Raw genomic sequence first — 21,551 nt, 5'->3', positions numbered from 1 at the left:
CTAGACGCGCCCCGGCGCGAGCCGGTCTCCCTCTGAGGGTGCCGGCCTCAGTCGCCCGTCGGCTCGATCCCGAGGCGCAGCCGCTCGGCCCTGAGGGCCCGCTCCTCGACCGGCACGGCGTCGTCGTCGAGCCGGTCGGCCTCGCTCGTGCGCGCGTAATGGTCGAACAGGAGCTCCTTGCCCTCCTGGACCTCCCGGATCCGCTCGTCGATGGAGTCCTTCGCGAGCAGCCGGTGGACCTGGACGCGCCGGGACTGGCCCATGCGATGGGCGCGGGCGATCGCCTGGTCCTCGGTGCTGGGCTTCCACTGCGGCTCGCAGATCACCACGACCGAGGCCGCCTGGATGTTCATGCCCACGCCCCCGGCCTCGATCTGGGCGAGCAGGACGGCCGGCCGGTCGGACTCGGCGAACCCGGCGATCAGGTCCTGGCGGGCCTTCGGCGGGACCTGCCCGTCGATGACCCCGGCGACCAGGTCGCCGAGCTTGTGCTGCACCGCTTCGAGGACTTCCAGGAAGTACGTGAAGACCACGACCTTGTGGCCCTCCCCCGTGGACTCCTCGACCAGTTCCGCGAGCCGTTCGAGCTTCTCCGAACCGGCGACCGCGGACGCGGCGAGGCGCATGCCCATGAGGTTGCCGGCCTTCACCTCGGCGCGGTAGCGGGCCGGGTCGGCGAGCTGCACCCAGTCCTCGACCTCGATGCGGTCGGGCAGCTCGGCGAGCACGTCCTCCTGGTTGCGGCGCAGGTAGACCGGGGCGACCAGGCGGCGGAAGACCTCGGCGCCGGCGATCGCGCCGCCCGCCTCGATCCGGTCGGCGAGGTCGGGCCGCAGGTAGGAGACGAGGCTGTGGAACTCCTCGACGCGGTTCTCCATCGGCGTGCCGGTCAGGTAGAGCGTCGTGTGGGCCCGGTCGCCGATCTCGGTGACGGCGTTGGAGCGCTTGGCCTGCGGGTTCTTGATGAAATGCGCCTCGTCGACGATGAGCGCCGAGATCTCCAGGTTCGGGTCGCGGTCGAGGAACTCGAGGCGGTGCAGCGTGTCGTACGTGGTCACGGCGATCCCGCCTTCGCGCAGCCACTGCTCGCCGGCCTCGTCGCGCGAGGGCCCGTGGAGGCTGAACGAGCGGAGTGTCGTGTGGCGGCGGATCTCGCCCATCCAGTTGGTGTGGACGCTCGCCGGGCACACCACCAGGAAGTGGCCGCGTCCGGTCGAGGCGAGGTGGGCGCAGACGGCCAGCGCCTGGATGGTCTTGCCGAGGCCCATCTCGTCGCCGAGGATGGCGCGGCGGTGGTAGAGCGCGTACTGGGCGCCGAAGCGCTGGTAGCGGCGCAGCGGGGTGCGCAGGTCGGCGGTGTCGAGCGGGACCGCCTCGATCTTGCGGCGGTGCTCGGGGTCGACGAAGTCCTCGAGGGCTTCGGCGTCGGCGATGTCGGTGCCGGTGATGTTCGCGAGCGCGGTCGTGTAGTAGGCGGCGTCGCGTTCGAACTCGCGCCAGACCTGGTCGGGGGTGTACGCGTCGAGGTCGGCGAGGGTCTCGGCGTCGTCGATGGCGGCGGCGAGGTCGCGGGCTTCGAGTCCGTCCACGAGGGATTCGACCGCGAGGTACGCCTTCATGACGCGTTCGCGGCGGCGGCGTCCGATCCAGAACATGCGCCAGCGGCTGGCGGCGCGTTCGGCGGTGGGCAGGTGGGCGGCCAGGTCCTCGTCGTAGCGGCGGAGGGGTTCGCGGATGGCGTCGGCGGCGCGGCGGACGGCGCGTTCGGCGACGAGGGCGGCGAGCAGTTCCGTCTCGGCTTCGGGGCGTTCGGCCGGGTCGAGTTCGATGCGGGTGGCGGCGGCGACCTCGTCGGTGAGGTTGGCGATGGCCTTGCGGATCTCCTGGACGGTGCGTTTGCCGACGCCGGTGATGGAGAGGAGTCGCCGGTCGGTGGCGGCGAGGAGGTCGGCGACGGTGGCGTACCCGGCCTGTTCGAGGGCGGGGATGCCGGTGCCGGGCTTGGTGAGCTGGGCGAGGTCGGCGGCCGGGATGGCGGCGAGGCGGGCGCCGATCTCGCGGACGGCGAGGTCTTCGGCGCGGCCTTCGACGGTCCTGCGCAGCCGCGCGGGGGCGTTGAGCAGTGCGGATCCGCGGCGGGAGATCTCGCGGGCCCGGTTCAGCGTGCGCTGGGCGTGGACGCCGATCTTCCGCTTCTCGACGTTCGCCGGTTCGAGTGTCAAGCGCGCCTCCTGTGGTCGGTGTCATCAGGTTCCCAGGAACGCGGGCTTGAATCCGGTGCTTTTGCGACTTTCGCGGGCGTGCCGTGGGTGGGGAGGCGCGCTCGGCGGGCCGCGGTCGCCACTGCGCATGACTTCGGCGAGGGTGAAGGACGGGAGCCGGGTCCGCCCTCGTTCTGGTGTCACCCCCGGTCCCGCGGCCGGGCCGCGGGACCGGGGTGCGGTGTCAGACGCGGGTCCACTTCTGGTTGGCACCGGTCCAGCACGAGTAGAGCTGGACGGCGGCGCCGTTGTCGGAGCTGTAGACGTCGAGGCACGTGTTGTGCCCGCTGTTGCGGATGGTGCCGTCGGAGCCGAAGGTCCATTTCTGGGAGGCGGCGCCGGTGCAGGTGGCGATCTGCGCGAGGGTGCCGTTGGTGCCGGAGGTGGCCTCGAGGCATTTGCCGAGGACGCGGAGTTCCTGCGCGGAGGTGTACGTGAACTGCTGGTTCGCGCCCTCGTAGCAGGTGTAGAGCTGGACGCGGGTGCCGTTGGCGGTGTTGCCGCCCGGCACGTCGATGCACTTGCCGGCGGACTGGGAGCGGAGGAGGTCGGTGCCCTCGCCGCCACCGCCGCCGCCGCCGCCGGAGCCGTCGGGGGCGACGGCGCGGCCGGTGGACGGGGAGATCATCCCGGCGCACAGGCCGCGGGAGCGCAGGTTGGAGGCGATCTGGGGGATCGCGTTGATGGTGTTCTGGTAGGCGTCGTGCATGAGCATGACGCCGCCGTTCTGGAGGTTGTTCGCGGCCGAGACGATCTGGGCGGTGCTGGCGCCGTTCCAGTCCTGGGAGTCGACGCTCCACAGGACTTCGGTGAGGCCGTGCTGGGAGGCGACGGACCGGAGGGTCGCGTTGGTCTCGCCGTAGGGGGGCCGGAAGAGGACGGGGGTGCCGCCGCCGGCCTGCTGGATCGCCTGCTGGGTGCGGGAGATCTCCTGGGCCATCTGGGTGGAGCTGAGCTGGGTCATGTGCGGGTGGGTGTAGGAGTGGTTGGCGACCCACATGCCGGCGCTGACCTGGGCGCGCACCAGGGACGGGTTGGAGGCGGCCGCCTGTCCGGTGTTGAACATGGTGGCGCGCAGGCCGTTCGCGGTGAGCGCGTTGAGGAGGCTGTTCGTGGTGCCGGGGTTGGGTCCGTCGTCGAAGGTGAGCGCGACGTAGCCGTTGCAGGTCTGGGCGTACGACGGGCTCGCGATGAGGAGTGCGACGACGGTCGCGGCGGCGACGGCGAGCGCGGACAGGGTGGCGATGAGCGGTCTGATGCGGTGGCTTTGCATGGCTGCCCTTCTTGGGATGCGGGCGCATCAGGCTGCGTCGACGGGGTGAGGGCCGTGGTCGTCATGAGGGGGACGAGCGATGCAGTAGACATCGAGAATTATCGATTTGTCGTGGTGGCGCTGGCAAGGCGGCTGCGCCGGACGGCGTCCATTGTGCGCCGAACGCGCGCCGAGCGGTCGCCCTGCGGTCAGGACCGGGCGGCCTTCGCCAGCAGGTACCGCTGCTCGGGGGTGCTCACCGCGAGCCGGGCGGCCTCCCGGAAGGCGTCCCGGGCCTCGGCCGGCCGGCCGGCTCGTTCGAGGAGGTGGGCGCGAACCGCGTGCAGCCGGTGCGCGGGCGCGGGGGCCGGCGCGCGCAGGAGCGGGTCGAGCATCGCCAGGCCCGCCTCGGGGCCGTCGGTCATCGCGACCGCGACGGCGCGGTTCATGGTGACCACGGGACCGGGGGCGAGGGCGTCGAGCATCCGGTACAGCTCGGCGATCTGCGGCCAGTCGGTGTCTTCATACCGGGCCGCTTCACTGTGGACGGCGGCGATGGCGGCCTGGAGCTGGAACGGCCCCACGGGCCCCGTCGGCAGGGCCGCCTCGACGAGGGCGGTGCCTTCGGCGATGAGGCCGGCGTCCCAGCGGGTGCGGTCCTGGCCGGCGAGCGGCACCAGGTCGCCGCGCGCGTCGGTGCGGGCGGGGCTGCGGGCCTCGGTGAGGAGCATGAGCGCGAGGAGCCCGGCGGTCTCGGTGTCGCTGGGCAGGCGCCGGCGCAGCTCGCGGGTGAGGCGGATCGCCTCGGCGGTGAGGGACACGTCGAGGAGGTCGGTGCCGCCGGTGGCCGTGTAGCCCTCGTTGAAGACCAGGTAGAGGACCTGCCGGGCGGAGTTGACGCGGTCGGGCAGGTCGGCGCGGGTGGCGTCGCCGAGGCGGGCGCCCGCGGCCGCGAGCTTCGCTTTGGCGCGGCTGATGCGCTGCCCCATCGTGGCGGGCGGGACGAGGAACGCGGCGGCGATCTGCTCGGTGGTGAGCCCGCCGACGGCCCGGAGGGTCAGTGCCACTTGGGAGGCGGGCGTCAGCGACGGGTGGCAGCACAGCAGCAGGACGTGCAGCGAGTCGTCCGCTGCGGCGGCGTGCGAGTCGGGTTCGAGGCGGGTCGCGGCGGTCTCGCGGTCGTGCCGGGCGCGGTCGCTGCGGAGGGCGTCGACGAGGCGGCGGGAGGCGGCGCGGATCAGCCAGCCGCGCGGGTTCGCGGGCACGCCGGCGCGCGGCCAGTGGACGGCGGCGGCCAGCAGCGCCTCCTGGACAGCGTCCTCGCAGGCGTCGAAGTGGCCGTAGCGACGCACCAGCGCCCCGAGGACGTGCGGCGACTCGCGCCGCCACACGTCCTCGAGCCGGGAGTCCATCAGTGCTCTTCGCCGCCGGGCCACATCGCCGGACGCAGCTCGACGGTCTCGCCGGGTCCGGAGAACGCGCGCGCGATCTCCTGGGCGCGTTCGGGTCCGGCGACGTCGATGAGGAAGAACCCGGCGAGGTGCTCCTTCGACTCGGAGTACGGGCCGTCGGTGGCGAGCGGTTCGCCGCCGCTCCAGCGGTAGAGCGTCGAGGTGCTCGGGTCGGCGAGCGCCTCCGCGGCGACGAGCTCGCCGTTCTCGCTCATCTCGGTGAGCAGCCGCTCGAACTCCGCGTTGAGGCGCTCGCGCTGCTCGGCCGGCAGCGCCTGGTTCTCGGGGATGAAGTCCCCGGTCGGGTGGCCCCACGGCTGCGGGTTGGAGTGGATGAGGATGACGTACTTCACGGTGACCTCCTAGGCTGTTCGGATCTTCGCCTGGGACGACGGGGCCGGTCCGCGGTTTTCGACATCCGCCGCCGCACTGTCTCCGGATTTCTTCAAGCCGGGAGCCGGACCGGCTCCGCAGGGGTCGGATCCGGGAGGAGTTCGAGCAGGTGCGCGGCGGGCGAGTCGGCCTGGTCCCAGGCGGTGGAGACCACCGAGACCGTCCACTGCGGCACGTCCGCGTCGGCGAGCGGCAGCACCCGCAGCGCCGCGGCCTGCGGTTTCGCGGCGACATGCCGGGGGACGACGGCGATGCCGAGGCCGCGGCACACCAGGTCGAGGAGGGTGTGGACGTCGTTGACGGTGCAGCGCACGCGCCGCCGCGACCCGCGCGCGGCGAACACCGACTCGTTCAGGGTCCGCACGCCCCAGGCCGCCCCGAAGTCGACGAAGTCCTGGTCCTCGAGGGCGTCCCACGGCACCGAGGCGCGCTGGGCGAGCGGGTGGTCGGGCGGCATGACGACCATGAGCGGCTCGCGGCCGATCTCCCGGTGCGGGAGGGTGCTCAGGTGCCGGTCGGTGGCGACGAACGCGACGTCGAGCTCGCCGGCGCGGAGCATCCCGAGCAGGTCGTGCGAGCCGCACTGGGTGAACATGGTCTCGACCCGCGGGTGGCGGCGGTGGAAGCGGTCGAGCAGCGCCGAGACGTCGACCAGTCCGAGGCACTGCTCGGCGCCGATGCTGAGCGACCCGGAGACGGCCCGGCTGGCCTTGACGACGGCGTCGCGGGCGCCCGCGGCCTGCTCGAGCATCATCCGCGCGTACGGCAGCAGCGCGAACCCGGCCTCGGTGGGCTCGACCCGGCGGGTGGTGCGCGTGAACAGGGCGGTGCCGAGTTCGTCCTCGAGGCTGCGGATCGCCGCCGACAGGCCCGACTGCGAGATGCCCGTCAGCTCCGCCGCGCGTGTGAAGTGCCTCTCATCGGCCAGCGCGACCAGGTACTCCATCTGCCGCAGGTCCATGGATCATTCCCTCGGGTTCTCAATGCCAGAAACGTCAGTTGTTGGACTTCTAGATACACCGAACCTAGCATCTACCTGGTCATCCGCCAGCCGGCGGGCGCGCGGCGCCGCGTCCCGCCCAGCCGCAAGGAGTGCACGAATGCAGCAGCGCACCATCGGGAACCGGCAGGTGTCGGCGATCGGGCTCGGCGGGATGCCGATGTCCATCGAGGGCAGGCCCGACGAGGAGCGGTCGATCGCGACGATCCACGCCGCCCTCGACGCCGGCGTGACGCTCATCGACACCGCCGACGCCTACCACCGGGACGCGAACGAGGTCGGCCACAACGAGGCGCTGATCGCGAAGGCGCTCAAGGCGTACGGCTCCGGCGCCGACGACGTCCTGGTGGCCACCAAGGGCGGGCACCTGCGGCCCGGCGACGGCTCCTGGACCCAGGACGGCCGCCCCGAGTACCTCAAGCAGGCCGCGAAGGCGTCGGCGCAGCGGCTCGGCGTCGAGGCCATCGGCCTCTACCAGTTCCACCGCCCCGACCCGCAGGTCCCGTACGCCGAGTCGGTCGGCGCCATCCGCGACCTGCTCGACGAGGGCGTCATCCGGCTCGCCGGCATCTCGAACGCGAGCGTCGCGCAGATCGACGAGGCCAACGCGATCCTCGGCGGCCGGCTCGCGTCGGTGCAGAACCAGTTCTCGCCGCGCTTCCGCTCCAGCCTGGGCGAACTCGAGCACTGCGCGACCCTCGGCGTCGCGTTCCTGCCGTGGAGCCCGCTCGGCGGCATCCGCAGCGCGCCCGAGCTCGGCAGCCGCCACGCCGCGTTCAACGAGGTCGCGGCCGAGGCCGGCGTGAGCGTCTACCAGGTGGTCCTGGCGTGGCAGCTCGCGCTCGCGCCCGTCGTCGTCCCGATCCCGGGCGCCTCGCGCCCCGAGAGCATCCGCGACTCGGCCGGCGCGGCCGAGCTGACCTTGACCGCCGACCAGGTCGCCCGGCTCTCCGCCGCCTGACCCCGATCGAGAAGGACCCGTCGAATGAAGACGTTCACCATGCCCGGCACCGACATCACCGCACCGAACGTGGTGCTCGGCCTGATGCGCATCCAGGAGAAGACCGACGAGGAGGTGCGGGCCCTGGTCGGCGCCGCGGTCGACGCCGGCATCACCTTCGTGGACCACGCCGACCTGTACGGCAGCTCGCGGCACGGCTGCGAGCGCCGCTTCGCCGAGGCCATGCGGCTGACGCCCGCCGAGCGCGAGCGCCTGGTCATCCAGACCAAGACCGGGATCATGCACCCCGGCCCGTACTTCGACTTCTCGTACGAGCACATCGTCGAGTCCGTCGACGAGTCGCTCGCGGCGCTCGACACCGACTACATCGACATCCTCCTGCTGCACCGGCCGGACGCGCTGGTCGAGCCCGAGGAGGTCGCCCGCGCGTTCGACGACCTCGCCGCGGCCGGGAAGGTCCGCGCGTTCGGCGTCTCGAACCACACCGCCCGGCAGATGGACCTGCTGCGCAAGTACGTGAACCAGCCGATCGTCGCCAACCAGGTGCAGCTCTCGATCACGCACGCGCCGCTCATCGCGCAGGGCGTGGCCGCGAACATGCAGGGCCTGGACCAGTCGGTCAGCCGCGACGACGGCATCGTGGACTACTGCCGCCTGCACGACATCACGGTCCAGGCGTGGTCGCCGTTCCAGGCGGGCTTCTTCGACGGGCCGTTCCTCGGCTCGGAGCGGTACCCGGAGCTGAACGCGGTGATCGACCGGCTCGCGAAGCAGTACGACGTGCCGCCGATCGCGATCGCGGTCGCATGGATCACCCGCCACCCGGCGCAGATGCAGGTCGTCATCGGGACCACGAACATCGATCGGGTCGTCGGGTCGGCGCAGGGCTCGGAGGTGCCGCTGACCCGGCCCGAGTGGTACGAGCTCATGCGCGCCGCCGGATACACGATTCCCTAAGCGGCGCAGTCCCTCCAGCGGCGCAGCCGCTTCGGGGACGCAGGACTTCATTCGAATGAGGGGGCGGCAGCGCCCCGGGACTGAGGGGTTCCCGGGGCGCTGCCGCTGTGCCATGCCCTGCCGGCCCGGAGCCGGCGGAGCATGCGGGCGTCGACGAACCCGACCGCGCGGGCAGCGGACTCGACCGGCGTCCCCTGGGCGATGAGGTGCTCGGCGCGTTCGAGGCGGAGCGCGGACTGGTAGCGCAGCGGCGTCAGGCCGGTGGCGTCGGCGAAGCGGCGGGTGAGGGTGCGCTCGGAGACTCCGGCCGCGGCGGCGAGGTCGGCCAGGCGCAGCGGTTCGGCGAAGCGCGCATCGATGAGGTCCTGGACCCGGTGGACGGCGTCGGAGAGGTGCGAGCGGTGCCGCAGCATCGCGCTGTCCTGGGCGGCGTCGCCGCTGCGGCGGGCGTACACGACCATGCTGCGGGCGATGCGGGCGGCGACGGCGGGGCCGTGGCGGACGGCGACGAGGTGGAGCGCGAGGTCGATGCCGCTGGCGATCCCGGCGGAGGTGACGACCCGGTCGTCGACGACGTAGAGCCGGTCGCGCAGGACCGCGGCGCGCGGGTGCCGCTGCGCGAGCTCGTCCTGGAGCTCGTGGTGGGTGGTGCAGCGGCGGCCGTCGAGGAGCCCGGCCTGGCCGAGCGCGAACGCACCCGAGCACACGCTGCCGACGGTGCCGCCCTGCTCGTGGTGCGCGACCAGCCGGGCCGCCTGGTCGCCGATGAGGCGCGGGCCGCCGGCGGTCTTCGGGGAGCGCCAGCCGGGGACCAGGACGAGGTCCCCCGGGTCGAGGTCGGGCCAGGCGGTCTGCGCGCGGAGCGGGAGGCCCTGCGCGGTGGTGACGTCCTCGCGGTCGGCGACGTACTCGGCCCGGTAGTCCAGGCCGAGGTCGGCGGCGGTGGAGAAGACCTGGGCGGGTCCGGCCAGGTCGAGCAGGTGCAGCCGCTGCACCAGCAGGAAGACGACGCGGGTCATGGGGCCTCCCGATCCGGTCAGTGCGCGGTCACCTCGTCAACGGTACTGACCGTGGCGAAGCGGCCGGCGAGCGCGTACTCGGTGCGGGCGATGACGTCGGCGGTCTGGAGCGTGGCGGGGTCGGCCAGGACCTCCTCGAGCGGCCGGTCCGGGTCGGCGTCGCGGTGCGGGATGGGGTGCGTCGCGGTCGCGTCGATGACGAACACGACCTGGAATCCGAGGTCGGAGGCGACGCGGGCGGTGGTCTCGCAGCACTGCTCGGTGCGGATGCCGCTGATGAGGACCTCGCCGATGCCGCGCTGGGTGAGGATCTGGTGGAGGTTGGTGGTGGTGAACGCGTTGTGCGAGGTCTTGACCAGTTCGGGCTCGCCGGGCCGGGGCTCGAGGCCGTCGATGTAGGTGACGAAGCCTTCGGCGGGGTCGAAGACGTCGCCGGTGCCGGGTTCGCTGTGGAGGACCCACACGACCAGGTCGCCTTCGGCGCGGGCGTGGTCGACGAGGCGCCCGACCTGCTTCGCGATGTCGGGGTTCGAGGTGGCGGCCCAGTTGGGCCGCTGCCGGAAGGACTCTTGGACGTCGATGACGATCAGGGCTCGCTGCATCACCCAATCCTGTCGCCGGGCGGCCTCCGGCGACAGGCACGATCCCGGCCGTGACCGGAACGATCCGGTCAGCGCTGACCGGGTGAGACTCGGGTCTGAGCGGGCCGGGACCGAGCGGGGCCGGCCAAGCGGGTCGGGTTCGGGCGGGGACCGAGTCCGAGCTGGCAGTTCGAGCGGGGCCGGCTGAACGGGTCCGGCTGAGCGGGTCAGGCGAGACCGGTGGCGGTGAGGATCAGGGCCCTCCCGTCGCCGGTGTGGACGGCGACGAGGTCGCCGGCGATCGCGATGTGCTCGGGCAGGTCCACGCCGGTGCTCTGGGCGGGCGTGCGGTCGCCGGTGGCCGGGTCGAGGACGAACACCTCCCAGTCGGTGCTGGTGAGGCTGGAGCTCACCTGCACGGCCGCGGCACGGCCGTCGCGGACCGCGTCGACCGAGGTGAACTGCTCCGCGTCGCCGGTGACGGTCCCGTCGAAGCCGACGATGCGGGCGGTGTCCACCACGTCGAAGGTCTGGTCGCCGTGGACCAGCGCGTCCGGGGTCGAGTACCAGTTGTCCTCAGTGGACCAGTCGGTGGAGTCGAGTTCCCATCGCAGTTCGCCGGTCCGGGAGTCGTAGGCGACGGTCTTGTACACCTCGGCGCCGCTGTTCTCGACCGCGGCGCACACGAGCTGCGGCCCGCACGGTTTGACGTTGATGATCGCGTACCCGGCGTCGAAGGGCACGTTCCAGACCTCGCCGAGGTCGTCGAGGGAGTACCCGGCGAGGACCGCGCGGCCCGGGGAGGCGGCCTCGGCGACCTTCCCGATGGCGAGGCCGTCGAACGCGGTCCACAGGTAGGAGTCGATCGGGAGGTCGCCGTCGGTGAGCGAGGCCCCGTCGGCGGCGTCGCGGACCACGGCGGTGCCCTCGTCCGGGTCGAGGTCGACGACGCGGTTCGCGACGGCGAGGTTGTCGTAGAGGGAGTACGAGTTCGGGGGGACGGCGCCGGCGTACTCGGCGCCGTCGTTCCAGACGGCCTCGGCGCGGATGCGGAACTCGTCGATGATGAACAGGTCCTCCGGGCCTTGCTTCTTCCACACCTCGTCGCCGGTCTGGAGGTCGATGCGGATGGCGGCGTTGTCGTCGAAGCCGGTGCGCTGCTCGACGAGGAGGTCGGTGCCGTAGAAGGCGACGTCGCTGCGGTCGATCCACGGCTGCTTCCACAGGAACTCGCCGGTGTCGAGCGACGCGGCGGCGCGCATGTCCTGCCCTTCGTCGGTGGCGGAGTCGAGCGCGTCGATGAGGAGCACGTTCCCGACGATCTGGAGGTGCAGTTCGGCCGGTTCGAGGTCGTACTCCTGGGTCCACAGGTTCGCGCCGGCGGCGTCGAACGCGGCGGCCTTGGTCTTGCCCATGGCGGTCTCGGCAATGACGGCGATGCCGTCGCTCGCGGCCACCGACGCGGCACCGCCCGCGAGCGCCTGCTCGTAGGCGACCTCCAGGCCGGTGCCGTCGGTCGCGCCGTCCCCGGCGACGTCGCCGAGACCGTCGAGTCCCTCGAGGCCCTCGAGCACGCCACCGCCGCCGAAGAGGGACCCGAAGTCGATGCGGTTCAAGGCGACCGCGACGAGGACCACGATCGTCACCAGGATCGAGGCGGCCACCGAGAGCGCCACCCCGCGCTTCGGCGCGGGACCGCCGACCGGGAGCGGTCCGGTGTAGACGTTCGGCTGGTACGGGGTGTGGGGCGTGACGGTCGGCGGGAAGGGCCCGGCCGGGGTGGGTTGCGACGGCACCGGCTGCGGGCTCGGCTGCGCGGTGACCGGCGACGGCGCCCCCTGCTGCGGCGGGAGGCTCCCGGTGGGGCTCTGGACCGGGTAGGGCGCGTACCCGGTCTGCGCGACCGGGGTGGTCGCGGGCGGGGCCTCGGGCTCGGTCGCGGCGTGATGCAAGGCGCCGAAGGCGACCGGGAGTTCGGGCTGCTCGGGCACGGACGGGGCGACGCCGAGACGGGCGTGGAGTCGGGTCGCGACCAGGGGCATGCGGCTGGAGCCGCCGACGAGGAGGAGCGCGCTGAGCGCGGCGGGTTCGACCCCGGCGCGTTCGACGGTGCGGCGGGTCTCGTCGACCGCGCGGGCGACGAGCGGGTCCGCGAGGCTCGTCAGCTCGTCGCGGGTGAGGTGCAGCCCCATGGGGTTGTGGCCGGGCAGGCCGACCGGCGCGGTGGAGGTGCGCGACAGCATCTCCTTGGCGGCGCGGACCTCGCCCCAGAACGCGAGCCGGTCGCGCAGGTCGGCGGTGGTCTCGGGTTCGCTGAGCCGCTTCCACAGGTCGGGGTCGCGGCCGGCGACGACCCGGCCGAGGTGGGCGGCGAGCGCCATGTCGATGTCGAGGCCGCCGAGGTCGTCGAGGCCGCCGAACGCGAGCGTGCGCAGGCGGCCCTCCTCGTCGCGGCGGACCACGGCGACATCGAAGGTGCCGCCGCCGAAGTCGAAGATCGCGACGGTGCCGCCGCGCGGGATCTCCTGGCCGAGGACGTCGGCGCAGTAGGCGGCGGCCGCGATCGGCTCGGGCAGGAGCCGCACCCGGCCCATCCCGGCCAGGTCGGCGGCGGCCTCGAGCCGGGCGCGGCGAACCGGGCCCCAGTCGGCGGGGTAGGTGAGCACGGTGTCGGTGGGGCGCATGCCGGAGGCGGCGGCCTCTTCGGCGACGCGGCGCAGCCCGGTGGCGAGGAGCTCCTCGACGGGGAGTTCGCGGTCGCCGAGGAGGACGGTGCCGTCGTCGATGCGCCGCTTGGGGTGCGGCTCGAACCGGCCGGGGTCGGCGGCGGCGAGCCGCTGCGCGTCGCGTCCGGTGTGGAGGGTGCCGTCGGCGTCGAGGAAGACGCCGGAGGCGAGGAGCGGCGAGCCGTCGAAGAGCAGCGAGCGCGGTTCCTGGCCGCCGCGGCCGATCACGGCGACGGTGTGGGTGGTGCCGAGGTCGACGGCGAGCCAAACGGGAGCGTGCACGGGTCCTACTCACTCGGTCGGGGCTGGGCCCGGCCCGCGGACCCGGGGGCCGGTGCCGCGGTTCGGGCTATGGGGGGCGGGTGTGTCCACGATGGGGCGTGGGACTCCCCGCGAGGATACCCGTCGGGGCTGACACGGACGGCCCTGCGGCCGTACCGGTCAGGAGCCTGCGGTGCAGGTACCGGGGCGTTTCGGTCCGTACCGGACCTGCGCAGGCGGGCCCGGTCGGGTTTCGTCTTCGACCTTGGGCCGGTGTCGCACCGGACTCGCGCATGCGGGCCGGTCGGCTTCGCCTCTGGCCCGGGGCCACCGGACCCGCGTGGCCGGCCCGGTCGGGTTTCGTCTCCGACCCTGCCGTTGTTGCACCGGACCCGCGCGGGCGGGCCCGGTCGGTTTCGCCTCTGGCCCCGCTGGTGTCGCACCGGACCCGCAATGGGCGGGCCCGGTGCGGGCGGGCGGCGGTTCAGGGGTTGACGAGGGTCTGGATGACGACCTCCGATTCGTCGTGCGGGAGGTACTTGACCTTGACGACCATGCCGGGCTGGACCTGCGGGACCGCGCTGGCGTCCATCGGCTTGCGCTGCTTGAGGTCGAACACGGTGCCGTCGGCGCGGGTGATGCGCAGGTCGAGGTCCATGACGGCCCGGTCGCCCTGGATCTCGCCGGTCGGGGCGAGCGCGAGGATCACGGCGCGGCCTTCGAGGCCCTGCTCGGCGATCTGGAGCTGCCGGGGCGTGACCAGGCCCTTCGCGAGGCGCACCCGGTCGAACGCGGCCTGCATCTCGGCCTGCGGGGCGTCGACGGCGATGACGACGCGCCCGTCGGTGCTGCCCGGCCGGTACCGGACCGGGAGCATCGCGCCGGGGACGACGGCCGCGAGCTCGGTGAGGTCGACGAGGCTCCTGGCGACGGCGCGGAACGACTGGCCGTCCATGGTGTCGACGTCGAAGAGGATCTCGAGCTGCGGCTGGTCGTTCACGGACAGCCCGGTGCGGGAGACCTGGACGACGGTGCCGATGGCGAGCGGCGCGCCTTCGAAGCCCTTGGGCACCATGCCGCGCAGCTCGCGCAGCGGCCCGGCGAGCCGGCCCATCGTGGCGGTGAAGGGCAGGACGGCCATGAGGATGATCGGGCCGGCCATCCAGCCGTTCGCCCACGAGTCGGGGGCGGGCCCGGCGAGGCCGGTGAGCACGTACATGACCGTGCAGGCGAGGCCGGCGAACAGGACGGTGAGGTTGATGAACTTGAGCATCGGGGGTTCCCTTCTCGGAGTGTGCGGTCGGTGCGGGTTCAGTCTCTGGTCGGACCGGCGGCTACCGGTCACAGGTTTCAGTCGAGATCGGGCTCGGGGTCGAGGCCGAGGTCGAGGTCGAGGTCGAGGTCGAGGTCGGGGTCGCCGAGGAGGTCGACGGCGCCGAAGGTGACGCGGTCGATCGACCCGTCGGGGGCGACGACCACGAGGTCCGAGTGGAAGACGCCCTCGTCGGGGGCGACGAGGACGACGGTGTGGCCGGTGGGCGCGGTCATGCTGCGGCCCAAGTGGTCGGCGGTGGTGAGGGAGGCAGTTGCGAGACCGGTCTCGAGGTCGACGACGGTGAGGGCGAAGCCGTCGCCGCCGGGTTCGGGCCGGTGCTCGATCAGGGCATGGCCGGTGGCGGCGCCCGCGGCCGTCCCGGCGGGGACCATCAGGTCGATAGCGGCGGTCGGGTCCTCCAGGACGCCGTCGATGAGTTCGTCCACATCGATCTCCCAGGTCGTGGAGGCCGCCGTCTGGTCGAGGACGATGCCGGCCTCGTAGTAGACGCGGGTGCCGAGCGCGCGCCGGTCGCCGCCCGAGACGACCGCGAGGCCGCCGCCGAGGGCGTCCTCGGCGGTCGGCTCGATCCGCAGCGTCCGGTCGCCCCCGATGGACGCCTCGGTGGAGGTCATGCCGCCGAGTCCGGGGAAGGCGCCTTCGGGCGCGAGCCGGCCGGTCCACGCCTGGGCGACCGCGGGATCGGCGGGGGCCGCTTCGAGCGCGTCGAGCGCGATCGTGTGGAACCCGCCGTCGACGTCGAGGGCGACCACTCCGGCGGCGGGGTCGAGACCGTATGCGGCCGTGCCGGAACCGACCCGTTCGAGGCCGGGCACGGCGTCGGTGACGAGGGCGCCGTCGTCGAGGTCGCGGACCTGGAGGCCGTCCTGCGTCGCGATGTAGGCGTACGCGGCGCCGGCGGCGACGGCGGCCGCGTCCCATTCGCGCTCGTCCGCGAGCTGCACGTCCCAGCGGGTCTCGCCCGAGGCGAGGTCGACGGCGGCGAGTCGGACCGCGAACCTGTCGGTCGTGGCCTCGGCGATGAGGCCGGTCGCGCCGGTGCGGTCGTACGGGACGAGCGCGAGGCCGTCGGCGGAGAACGCGATGCCGGTGCGGAGCATGACGTCGGCGCCGGGGCCGGTCAGGTGCTCGCCGATGATCGCCGTCGCACCGATCGCCACGGACGGCAGGACGATCATCGAGAACAGGCCCAGCCCGCGCGGGCGCCGCCGCTTCGGCGTGAGCGGATGCTCGGGGGTGCCGTACGGGGAGCGCACGGGCGGAGCATGAGGCGAGAGCGGGTTGGCCGCGCGGAAGTCTTGGAACATCGGGGCCTCCTGGTTCGGTGTGCGGGGGCGGTGGCGCTGGTTCGGCGGTTCGGTCCGGTGGCGCGGGTTCGATAGAGCGAGTTCAGTAGGGCGAGTCCGGTGGCGCGGGTTCACCGGCGCGGGTCCAGTGGCGCGAGTTCGGCCGTGTCGGTTCAGTGGCGTGATCGAATGGCGCGAGCTCGGCGGTGTCGGTTCAGTGGCGCGGGCCCGGTCACGCGATCGCGCGACGCCGTCAGCGTCGCCCTGTGCGGGCCCCTACCGATCACAGGTTTCACCGGGATTCGTACGGCTCGACTACACTTCGCGGCATGGTCCATGGCCTCGCGGCCTCGGCGGCCGTCCCGCGGGGCATGCTCGTCGCCGACGCCTGGTCCCAGCTCGGCGATGCCGTGGCGCCCTTGAGCAACGCCTCGGGCCGCCCGCTCGCGCGGACCGTGAAGCTCCTCTTGGACCCGCTCGTGCTGCGCCCGACCCAGAACCCGCGGTTCTCCGGCGGCGTCGTCGCGATCGAGCACGTCGACGCCCTCCGCCAGGCGATCCTCGACGCGGGTCCGGTCCTCGCGGCGACCGCGGCCTGGTTCCAGCTCCTCAAGCGCGCCCGCCGCCGCGCCGGGATCACCGAAGGCCACCCGCAGGACCTGTACTTCCAGCGCTGCTACGAACTCGCGCACCTCCACGGCGACCCGGCCGCGCTCCCCGGGGCCGCCGACATCGCGGCCGCCGCCGTCGCCGACGTCCACGCCGAACGCGGCGACGTCACCGTGGACCGGCTGCGCCGCTTCCTGACCGATCCGGCCAGAACCGCCGAACTCGCGGGACTGCTGCGGGAGGCATGGGCTGGTCGGGACCCAGTGCCGGACGCATTGCCGACACTCGAAGCGGAGGCACCGCAACGATTCCCGGCACGAGACACCCCAGCGACGCACGAAGGAGGAGCGACGCAGCGGCCACTGTTGCCGGACACGCTGGCGGTACTTGAAGCGGAAGCGCCGCATCGGCTCCCCGTGCAAGACACCCCCGCCGCACATGAGGGCGAAGCGCCACACCCGATCTCGGCACGAGTCGCACCAACGGCACCCGAAGAGAAAGCGCCACACCTACTTCCGGTGTCGGACGCACGCCGACCTCCGGCGCAGGAGGCAGCCAGCCAGCCCGCTCCCCCGGAAACGGACGCTCACCCGGGGATCGCCGCGTTCCTCGACGACTGCGCGACCGCCCCCGACCCGCGCCTGTGGAAGGCGCTGGCGGACGACGGCACCGGTACCGCCGAAGCCGCCCGGCTCGACCTGCCCGGCATCGCGCGCGGCTACGGCCTCACCGAGCGCGACCGCCCCGCCGTCCCCGAACTCGGTGAGCGCGCCTCGAAACGCGCCCTGCCCAAGCCCTTCGACCGTTCCATCCTGGAACGTCTGTTCGCGGCCCTCACCACCTGGTTCCACCGCGAGTCGATGGCCGACGTCCCATCCCTCGTGACCGGCGAGATCCACCGCTCCGCCGCGCCGTGGCAGCTCGCGGAGGAGCCGAGCCGCGTCGCCATGGTCCTGGGCCGCGACGCGAGCGCCGGACTCGGCACCGGCGACCAGCCTCCGGCCGCCTCGGACGCCAACGCGCGCCTCCTGAACCGGTGGCGGCGCGAATCGTACGTCCACCGTGTACTGCGCCTGCCGGACCCGATCGGCGAGGAGGTCCGCGGGACCCGCCGCGCGTACCTGCGCCGCCTGTGGGTGCGCCTACACGGCCGCGAACTGCGCGGCGAGGCGACCGCGGCCGACGAAGTGTGGGACCTCCTCGACGGGGCGCTCCGCTCGGTCGTCATGGACCAGCGCGACCGGTTGAAGCGTTCCCTTGAACGCGAAGAGGAGCGGTCATGACCGAGTACGCGGTCGAACGGACCGCGTCAGCGATCCGGGTCGGCGCCCGCCCGCCGCATCCCGAGCGGACCGCGCTCGTCGAAGCCCGCGGGGCGCTGCTCTTCTGGGACGTCCTGGATCCGCGGGCCCACCCGGCCGCAGACGTCTGGGACCCGGTGCTCGCCGCCGACTGGCTGTGGGAGGTCTACGGCCCCGACGCGGCAGACGCGATCCTCAATGGACATGGCTCGGTCGCCGCCGACCGGACCTCGCCGGTGCTCGACGCCGCCCGCGACCTCGCCCACCTGACCTGGGCGGCGGCCTGGTGGCCCGCGTCCCACGCCGCAGCCGTCCCGGCCCTCCCCGAAGGGATCCTCCGCGCCGAGACCGCCTGGCGCACCGCCGCACTCGAACACCTCCTCGACGACGAGGACGCCGTGGAGCGGGCGCTCACCGGAGTCGACCTCGCCGCAGTGGCGGCGTACGGGAGCGACCCGGACATCGGCCGCGCCATGACGGAACTCGAAGCGACGCTGACCGATCTCGCCGAGTCCTTCGGCATCGAACTCCGCAGCGCGGCCCGCACCGCCCGCGACGACTGGGCGCTCGCGGCCGGCGGCACTACCGGCGACCTCGTCATCGCGAGCGGCGGCACACCCGTCGACTGGAGCCCGGTGCCACAGGGGCTCCTCGACGCGGCGGGCGAGTCCACCTGGCAGCTCGCGCAGCGCGCCGCCGAATGGGTCCTCACCGTGTCCGCCCCGGCGGCACCCGGCGCGCGGCCGGCCGAGCTCACCGCCGTCCTCGACACCGTCGAGATCCCGCTCCGGTTCGACCGCGGCGCCAACGCGTTCACCGGCGAAGCCCTCGCACCGCCCGACGTCGCGACGCGCCTCGCCCGCGGCCTCCGGATGCGGATCCACGCGCCCGGGTACCCGGCCGCAACGGACCCCGACCAGGCGCGGCTCCGCGCCGACATCATCGAGTTCGCGCGCAGGCGCCTCACCGCGCCCGACGCGACCCTCACCGAGACCGCGGCCGGACTGCGATGAACGAGCACTTCCTCGGCCTGTGGGGCAAGGAGACCAGCGGCCCGCGCTGGGCCGCCGCCAGGGAGCTGAACAACAACGCCGCGAAACTCGCCCTACAAGGCCGAAACCGCGAAGCGAAGCCGATGCTCGAAGCGGCGGCCGCGATGACGCACGTCGACGACGTCGACGCCGCCGGACTCGACTGCCGCGCCCGCGTCCTCGGCAACCTCGCGGCGATCGCCGAAGGCCGCGGCGAACCGGGCGAGGCACTGCACCTCGCCGAGCAGGCGCTCGCCGCCTGCCTTGCGGCCGAAGCGGAAGCAGGCGACAGGTACGGCACGGTCGCAGTCCGCGCCTCACTGCTCATCAACCGGTCCCAGACGCTTCAGCTCCTCGGCCGCCTCGAAGCAGCCCTCGCCGACCTCGATGCAGCGCAGGCGATCACCGGCGAAGACAGCGACGACGAGACCTACCTCCAGGTCACGATCAGCAACTCCCGCAGCGTCGTCCTCATCAACCTGGAACGCTGGGACGAGGCCGAGGCCGTCGTGCGCCGCACCCTCGAACTCGCCGCGGCCCGCGACCCGCGCCTCACCGGGCACCCGCACACCAACCTCGCGATGATCCTGCAGTCCCGCAACGAACTCGACGCGGCCATGGCCCACCTGCGGCTGGCCGAGCAGATCCACACCGCGGCCGGCGACGCGCCGTTCGCGGCGCTCGCGATCGCCAACCAGGGCCGCGTCGCGCTCCGGTCCGGCGACATCACCGAAGGGCAGCGGCTGCTCGCCGCCGCCGAACAGGCGCTCAACGCGGCCGAGCAGCCGCTCCGGGCCGCCGAACTGCGCTGCACCCGCGCCCAGGCCGCCTTCGAAGCCGGCGACCCGGAACTCGCCCGCGAACTCATCGGCCCCGCGATCACCGCCCTGCGCGAGGCCGGGCACGCCGTGATGCTCGCCGAAGCCCTTGCGGTACAAGGCGGCCTCCTCGCCGCCGACGGCGAGTTCGACGCGGCCGAGGACGCGTACATCGAAGCGTGGCGGGTCTACGAGGCGGCCGGAGCGCTCTACCACCTGACGCGCATCGACCAGCTCCGCGCCTTCGCATTCGAGAGACGCGCCGAACGCACCGCCGACCCCGAGGAGCAGTACCGGTTCGTCAAGTTCGCATTCGACCTGGCACTCCCCGCGGCCCTCTTCACCGACGCGGTCCGCCACGGCTTCACCCCGGGCCGCGCCCGCGAGCAGTGGGCGGCGACGGTCGCCGTCCCGGCCATGGCGCACGCGCTGACCCTCGCCACCGTCCTCGGCGACGGCTCGCTGATCTCGGAGATCCTCGAGCACATGAGCGCCACGGTGTCACTGCACGCGCCCGCGGCGGTCGACTACAACCCGTTCGCCGAACCACCCGCGCCACCGCCGGTGCCGAGCGAGGGCGAACTGCTGTCGTTCACCGCGTCCGCACTCGTCACGGGCACCTCGGGCGACTTCCCGGCGACGCGCTTCGCACTGCCCCCGCGACTGCGCGTCAACCCCTGGCGCGAATCCCGACTGGAGCCGTGGATCCAGGAGACCGAACGGCGCTACGGGCTCCCCATCCGCTCAGACGAGGTGATCGACACGTGGTGAACCGGCCTACCGTGCAGCTCAAACTCATCGACGGCGACGGGCTCTACTACTCGTGGCGCTGGGAGCACGACCTCGGGGCGATCCAGAACATCATGGTCGAGGCGGGCTGGGTGCTGCCGGCCCTGGAGGCGCTCGCCCAGGCGCTGCCGACACCGCTGCCCGGCGAAACCGCCGACCAGGCCCTCCGGCGCTCGCTCAATGGACCGCTCACCGACCGCGAACGCGAGGCCGGGCTCGCGTCCGCGCTGGCGCGGGCGCTGATCCCCTACCAGCTCGCGACCGAGATGAACGCGTTCCTCGAACAGGGCCTGCGCCCCCACGTCCGCGTCCAGCCGTCGCTCTCCACCGCCCAGGTCCCTTGGGAGGCTTTGCGAGTCGACGAGGGCGAGCGCTTCGTCACGAACGCCGACCTCTCGATCCTCCCGCCCGCCACGGTGCGCAACGCGCCCGAGCGCCGCAGGTCCGAGTGGAACCCGAGCGGCAAGGTCGTCGCGGTCCTCGATCCGAAGATCCCCGGGGCCGGCCGTGACCTCGGCTCGGTCCTGGGCCCGGTGGGCGACGACTCCCCGCTGGCCGCGATGACCACGGCCCTCGGCGACCGGCTCATCCCGTCCGGTCCGGCGTTCCGCCGGAGCGACCTCGACCGCGACCGGCTGCGGCCCCTCCTCGAGGACGCCGCGCGCTTCCTCTACGTCGGCCACGTGACGACTGCGCGGCACGGCCTGGACGCCCGTCTCCACCTGAGCTGCGGCGCCGACACCACCGGCCGCGCCGCGGTCGTGAACGGCCACCGCCCCCTCACCGCGGCCGACATCCTCCTGGGCCACCGCCCCGGCTCGACCGCCGGCTGGTCGATGCCCGACCGCGTCGCGCTCATCGCCTGCGAAAGCGGCGGCGAAACCCGCTTCGCCGAACCGATCGGCCTGGTCGCCGCCGCCCTCCACACCGGTGCCCGCTACGTCACCGCGACCCGCTGGACCCTCCCCACCGACGAGGGCCTCCGCCGCTTCGCCCCGACCCCCACACCTCCGCTCCTCCCCGAAGCCGTCACCGCAGTGAACGCCGCCCACGACGCCCCCGACCCCGTCGCGGCCCTCAACGCCTGGCAGCGAATTAAAGCCGCCCGATGGGAATCCGAAGGCCGCCCCGAGGACAACCCCATCATCTGGGCGGCCCTGGCCACCACCTACGGCTGACGGCCCGGTTATCCACACCCTTTCCACCTGCGGAAATGCCGACTCCCCCGGCGTTATCCACAAGTAGGTTCTTCGCGTTCGACACTGACTGCCCGTGCCTGTTGTAGTGGATAGCAAAAACGTCATCAGCCGGACCGGCGGGATGGCGGCGACAGAAGGGGATTCGCGAACGTCGCCATACCGAGACCGCGCGCGGGAAGCCGCCCGCGCGGCGGTCCCCGCCGGTCCGAACGCTCCGCGCGGAGCATGCGCGGGCGGCCGACCTGACGAGGCCGGCCGCCCGCAAGAACCAAGACCCGCTGAGCGAAACCACATTCACCATCGACCGACCCGCATGCACC

The 21,551-nt window shown here is 73.1% G+C and carries 16 protein-coding genes; 6 read left to right on the top strand and 10 right to left on the bottom strand.

Features of this window, described 5'->3' with window-relative positions; all coding sequences use genetic code 11:
- Window positions 1–47 precede the first annotated feature (47 nt).
- The 5 genes from GFD30_RS14300 to GFD30_RS14280 form a co-directional block, all read right to left on the bottom strand.
- Entirely contained in the window at window positions 48–2,222 is a 2,175-nt protein-coding gene (locus tag GFD30_RS14300; RefSeq protein WP_153025880.1) for a DEAD/DEAH box helicase, read from the bottom strand.
- A 223-nt stretch (window positions 2,223–2,445) separates the two neighbouring features.
- Window positions 2,446–3,534, bottom strand: a complete 1,089-nt coding sequence (locus tag GFD30_RS14295; protein ID WP_153025879.1) for a polysaccharide deacetylase family protein — start codon at window positions 3,532–3,534, stop codon at window positions 2,446–2,448.
- A gap of 188 nt (window positions 3,535–3,722) precedes the next feature.
- Window positions 3,723–4,925, bottom strand: a complete 1,203-nt coding sequence (locus GFD30_RS14290; RefSeq protein ID WP_153025878.1) for an RNA polymerase sigma factor — start codon at window positions 4,923–4,925, stop codon at window positions 3,723–3,725.
- Window positions 4,925–5,317: a YciI family protein gene (locus GFD30_RS14285; RefSeq protein WP_322633243.1), complete on the bottom strand. Its 393-nt coding sequence runs from the start codon at window positions 5,315–5,317 to the stop codon at window positions 4,925–4,927. Before GFD30_RS14285 ends, GFD30_RS14290 begins: the two co-directional genes overlap by 1 nt.
- Before the next feature lie 92 nt (window positions 5,318–5,409).
- The gene (locus GFD30_RS14280; protein WP_227996291.1) at window positions 5,410–6,318 is read right to left on the bottom strand and encodes a LysR family transcriptional regulator; all 909 of its coding nucleotides are present in this window, start codon (window positions 6,316–6,318) and stop codon (window positions 5,410–5,412) included.
- Window positions 6,319–6,457: 139 nt separating this feature from the next.
- Between GFD30_RS14280 and GFD30_RS14275 the strand changes: the two genes are divergently transcribed.
- Both GFD30_RS14275 and GFD30_RS14270 read left to right on the top strand, forming a co-directional pair.
- Window positions 6,458–7,318 carry an aldo/keto reductase gene (locus GFD30_RS14275; RefSeq protein ID WP_153025877.1) on the top strand — a complete coding sequence of 287 codons (861 nt, stop codon included), beginning with the start codon at window positions 6,458–6,460 and terminating at the stop codon, window positions 7,316–7,318.
- Between the two features lie 24 nt (window positions 7,319–7,342).
- Window positions 7,343–8,275 carry an aldo/keto reductase gene (locus GFD30_RS14270; RefSeq protein WP_153025876.1) on the top strand — a complete coding sequence of 311 codons (933 nt, stop codon included), beginning with the start codon at window positions 7,343–7,345 and terminating at the stop codon, window positions 8,273–8,275.
- Window positions 8,276–8,322: 47 nt separating this feature from the next.
- Here the strand turns inward: GFD30_RS14270 and GFD30_RS14265 are convergent, their stop codons facing one another.
- From GFD30_RS14265 to GFD30_RS14245, 5 genes are all read right to left on the bottom strand, one after another.
- On the bottom strand, window positions 8,323–9,294 hold the full coding sequence (locus tag GFD30_RS14265; RefSeq protein ID WP_153025875.1) for a GlxA family transcriptional regulator: 972 nt from the start codon (window positions 9,292–9,294) through the stop codon (window positions 8,323–8,325).
- A 17-nt stretch (window positions 9,295–9,311) separates the two neighbouring features.
- Window positions 9,312–9,896, bottom strand: coding sequence for a cysteine hydrolase family protein (locus GFD30_RS14260; protein ID WP_153025874.1), 585 nt, complete (start codon window positions 9,894–9,896; stop codon window positions 9,312–9,314).
- 206 nt (window positions 9,897–10,102) lie between these two features.
- On the bottom strand, window positions 10,103–12,883 hold the full coding sequence (locus GFD30_RS14255; protein WP_153025873.1) for an Hsp70 family protein: 2,781 nt from the start codon (window positions 12,881–12,883) through the stop codon (window positions 10,103–10,105).
- A 463-nt stretch (window positions 12,884–13,346) separates the two neighbouring features.
- Window positions 13,347–14,135, bottom strand: coding sequence for a hypothetical protein (locus GFD30_RS14250; RefSeq protein ID WP_153025872.1), 789 nt, complete (start codon window positions 14,133–14,135; stop codon window positions 13,347–13,349).
- 77 nt (window positions 14,136–14,212) lie between these two features.
- Window positions 14,213–15,505, bottom strand: a complete 1,293-nt coding sequence (locus tag GFD30_RS14245; protein WP_153025871.1) for a PA2928 family protein — start codon at window positions 15,503–15,505, stop codon at window positions 14,213–14,215.
- A gap of 308 nt (window positions 15,506–15,813) precedes the next feature.
- On the opposite strand from GFD30_RS14245, the gene GFD30_RS14240 reads away from it, so the two are divergent.
- From GFD30_RS14240 to GFD30_RS14225, 4 genes are read left to right on the top strand one after another with little or no spacing between them, the layout of a single operon-like run.
- On the top strand, window positions 15,814–17,376 hold the full coding sequence (locus GFD30_RS14240) for a hypothetical protein (protein WP_153025870.1): 1,563 nt from the start codon (window positions 15,814–15,816) through the stop codon (window positions 17,374–17,376).
- Window positions 17,373–18,407, top strand: coding sequence for a hypothetical protein (locus tag GFD30_RS14235; RefSeq protein ID WP_153025869.1), 1,035 nt, complete (start codon window positions 17,373–17,375; stop codon window positions 18,405–18,407). The genes GFD30_RS14240 and GFD30_RS14235 overlap by 4 nt, the downstream gene beginning before the upstream one ends.
- The gene (locus tag GFD30_RS14230) at window positions 18,404–20,014 is read left to right on the top strand and encodes a tetratricopeptide repeat protein (RefSeq protein WP_153025868.1); all 1,611 of its coding nucleotides are present in this window, start codon (window positions 18,404–18,406) and stop codon (window positions 20,012–20,014) included. Before GFD30_RS14235 ends, GFD30_RS14230 begins: the two co-directional genes overlap by 4 nt.
- Window positions 20,008–21,210, top strand: a complete 1,203-nt coding sequence (locus GFD30_RS14225) for a CHAT domain-containing protein (RefSeq protein WP_153025867.1) — start codon at window positions 20,008–20,010, stop codon at window positions 21,208–21,210. Before GFD30_RS14230 ends, GFD30_RS14225 begins: the two co-directional genes overlap by 7 nt.
- Window positions 21,211–21,551: the final 341 nt, after the last annotated feature.

The organism is Glycomyces albidus (assembly GCF_009451885.1).
Lineage (GTDB): Bacteria > Actinomycetota > Actinomycetes > Mycobacteriales > Micromonosporaceae > Glycomyces > Glycomyces albidus.
The sequence above is the reverse complement of the archived record's forward strand: the minus strand, read 5'-3'. Positions and strand labels throughout refer to the sequence as shown.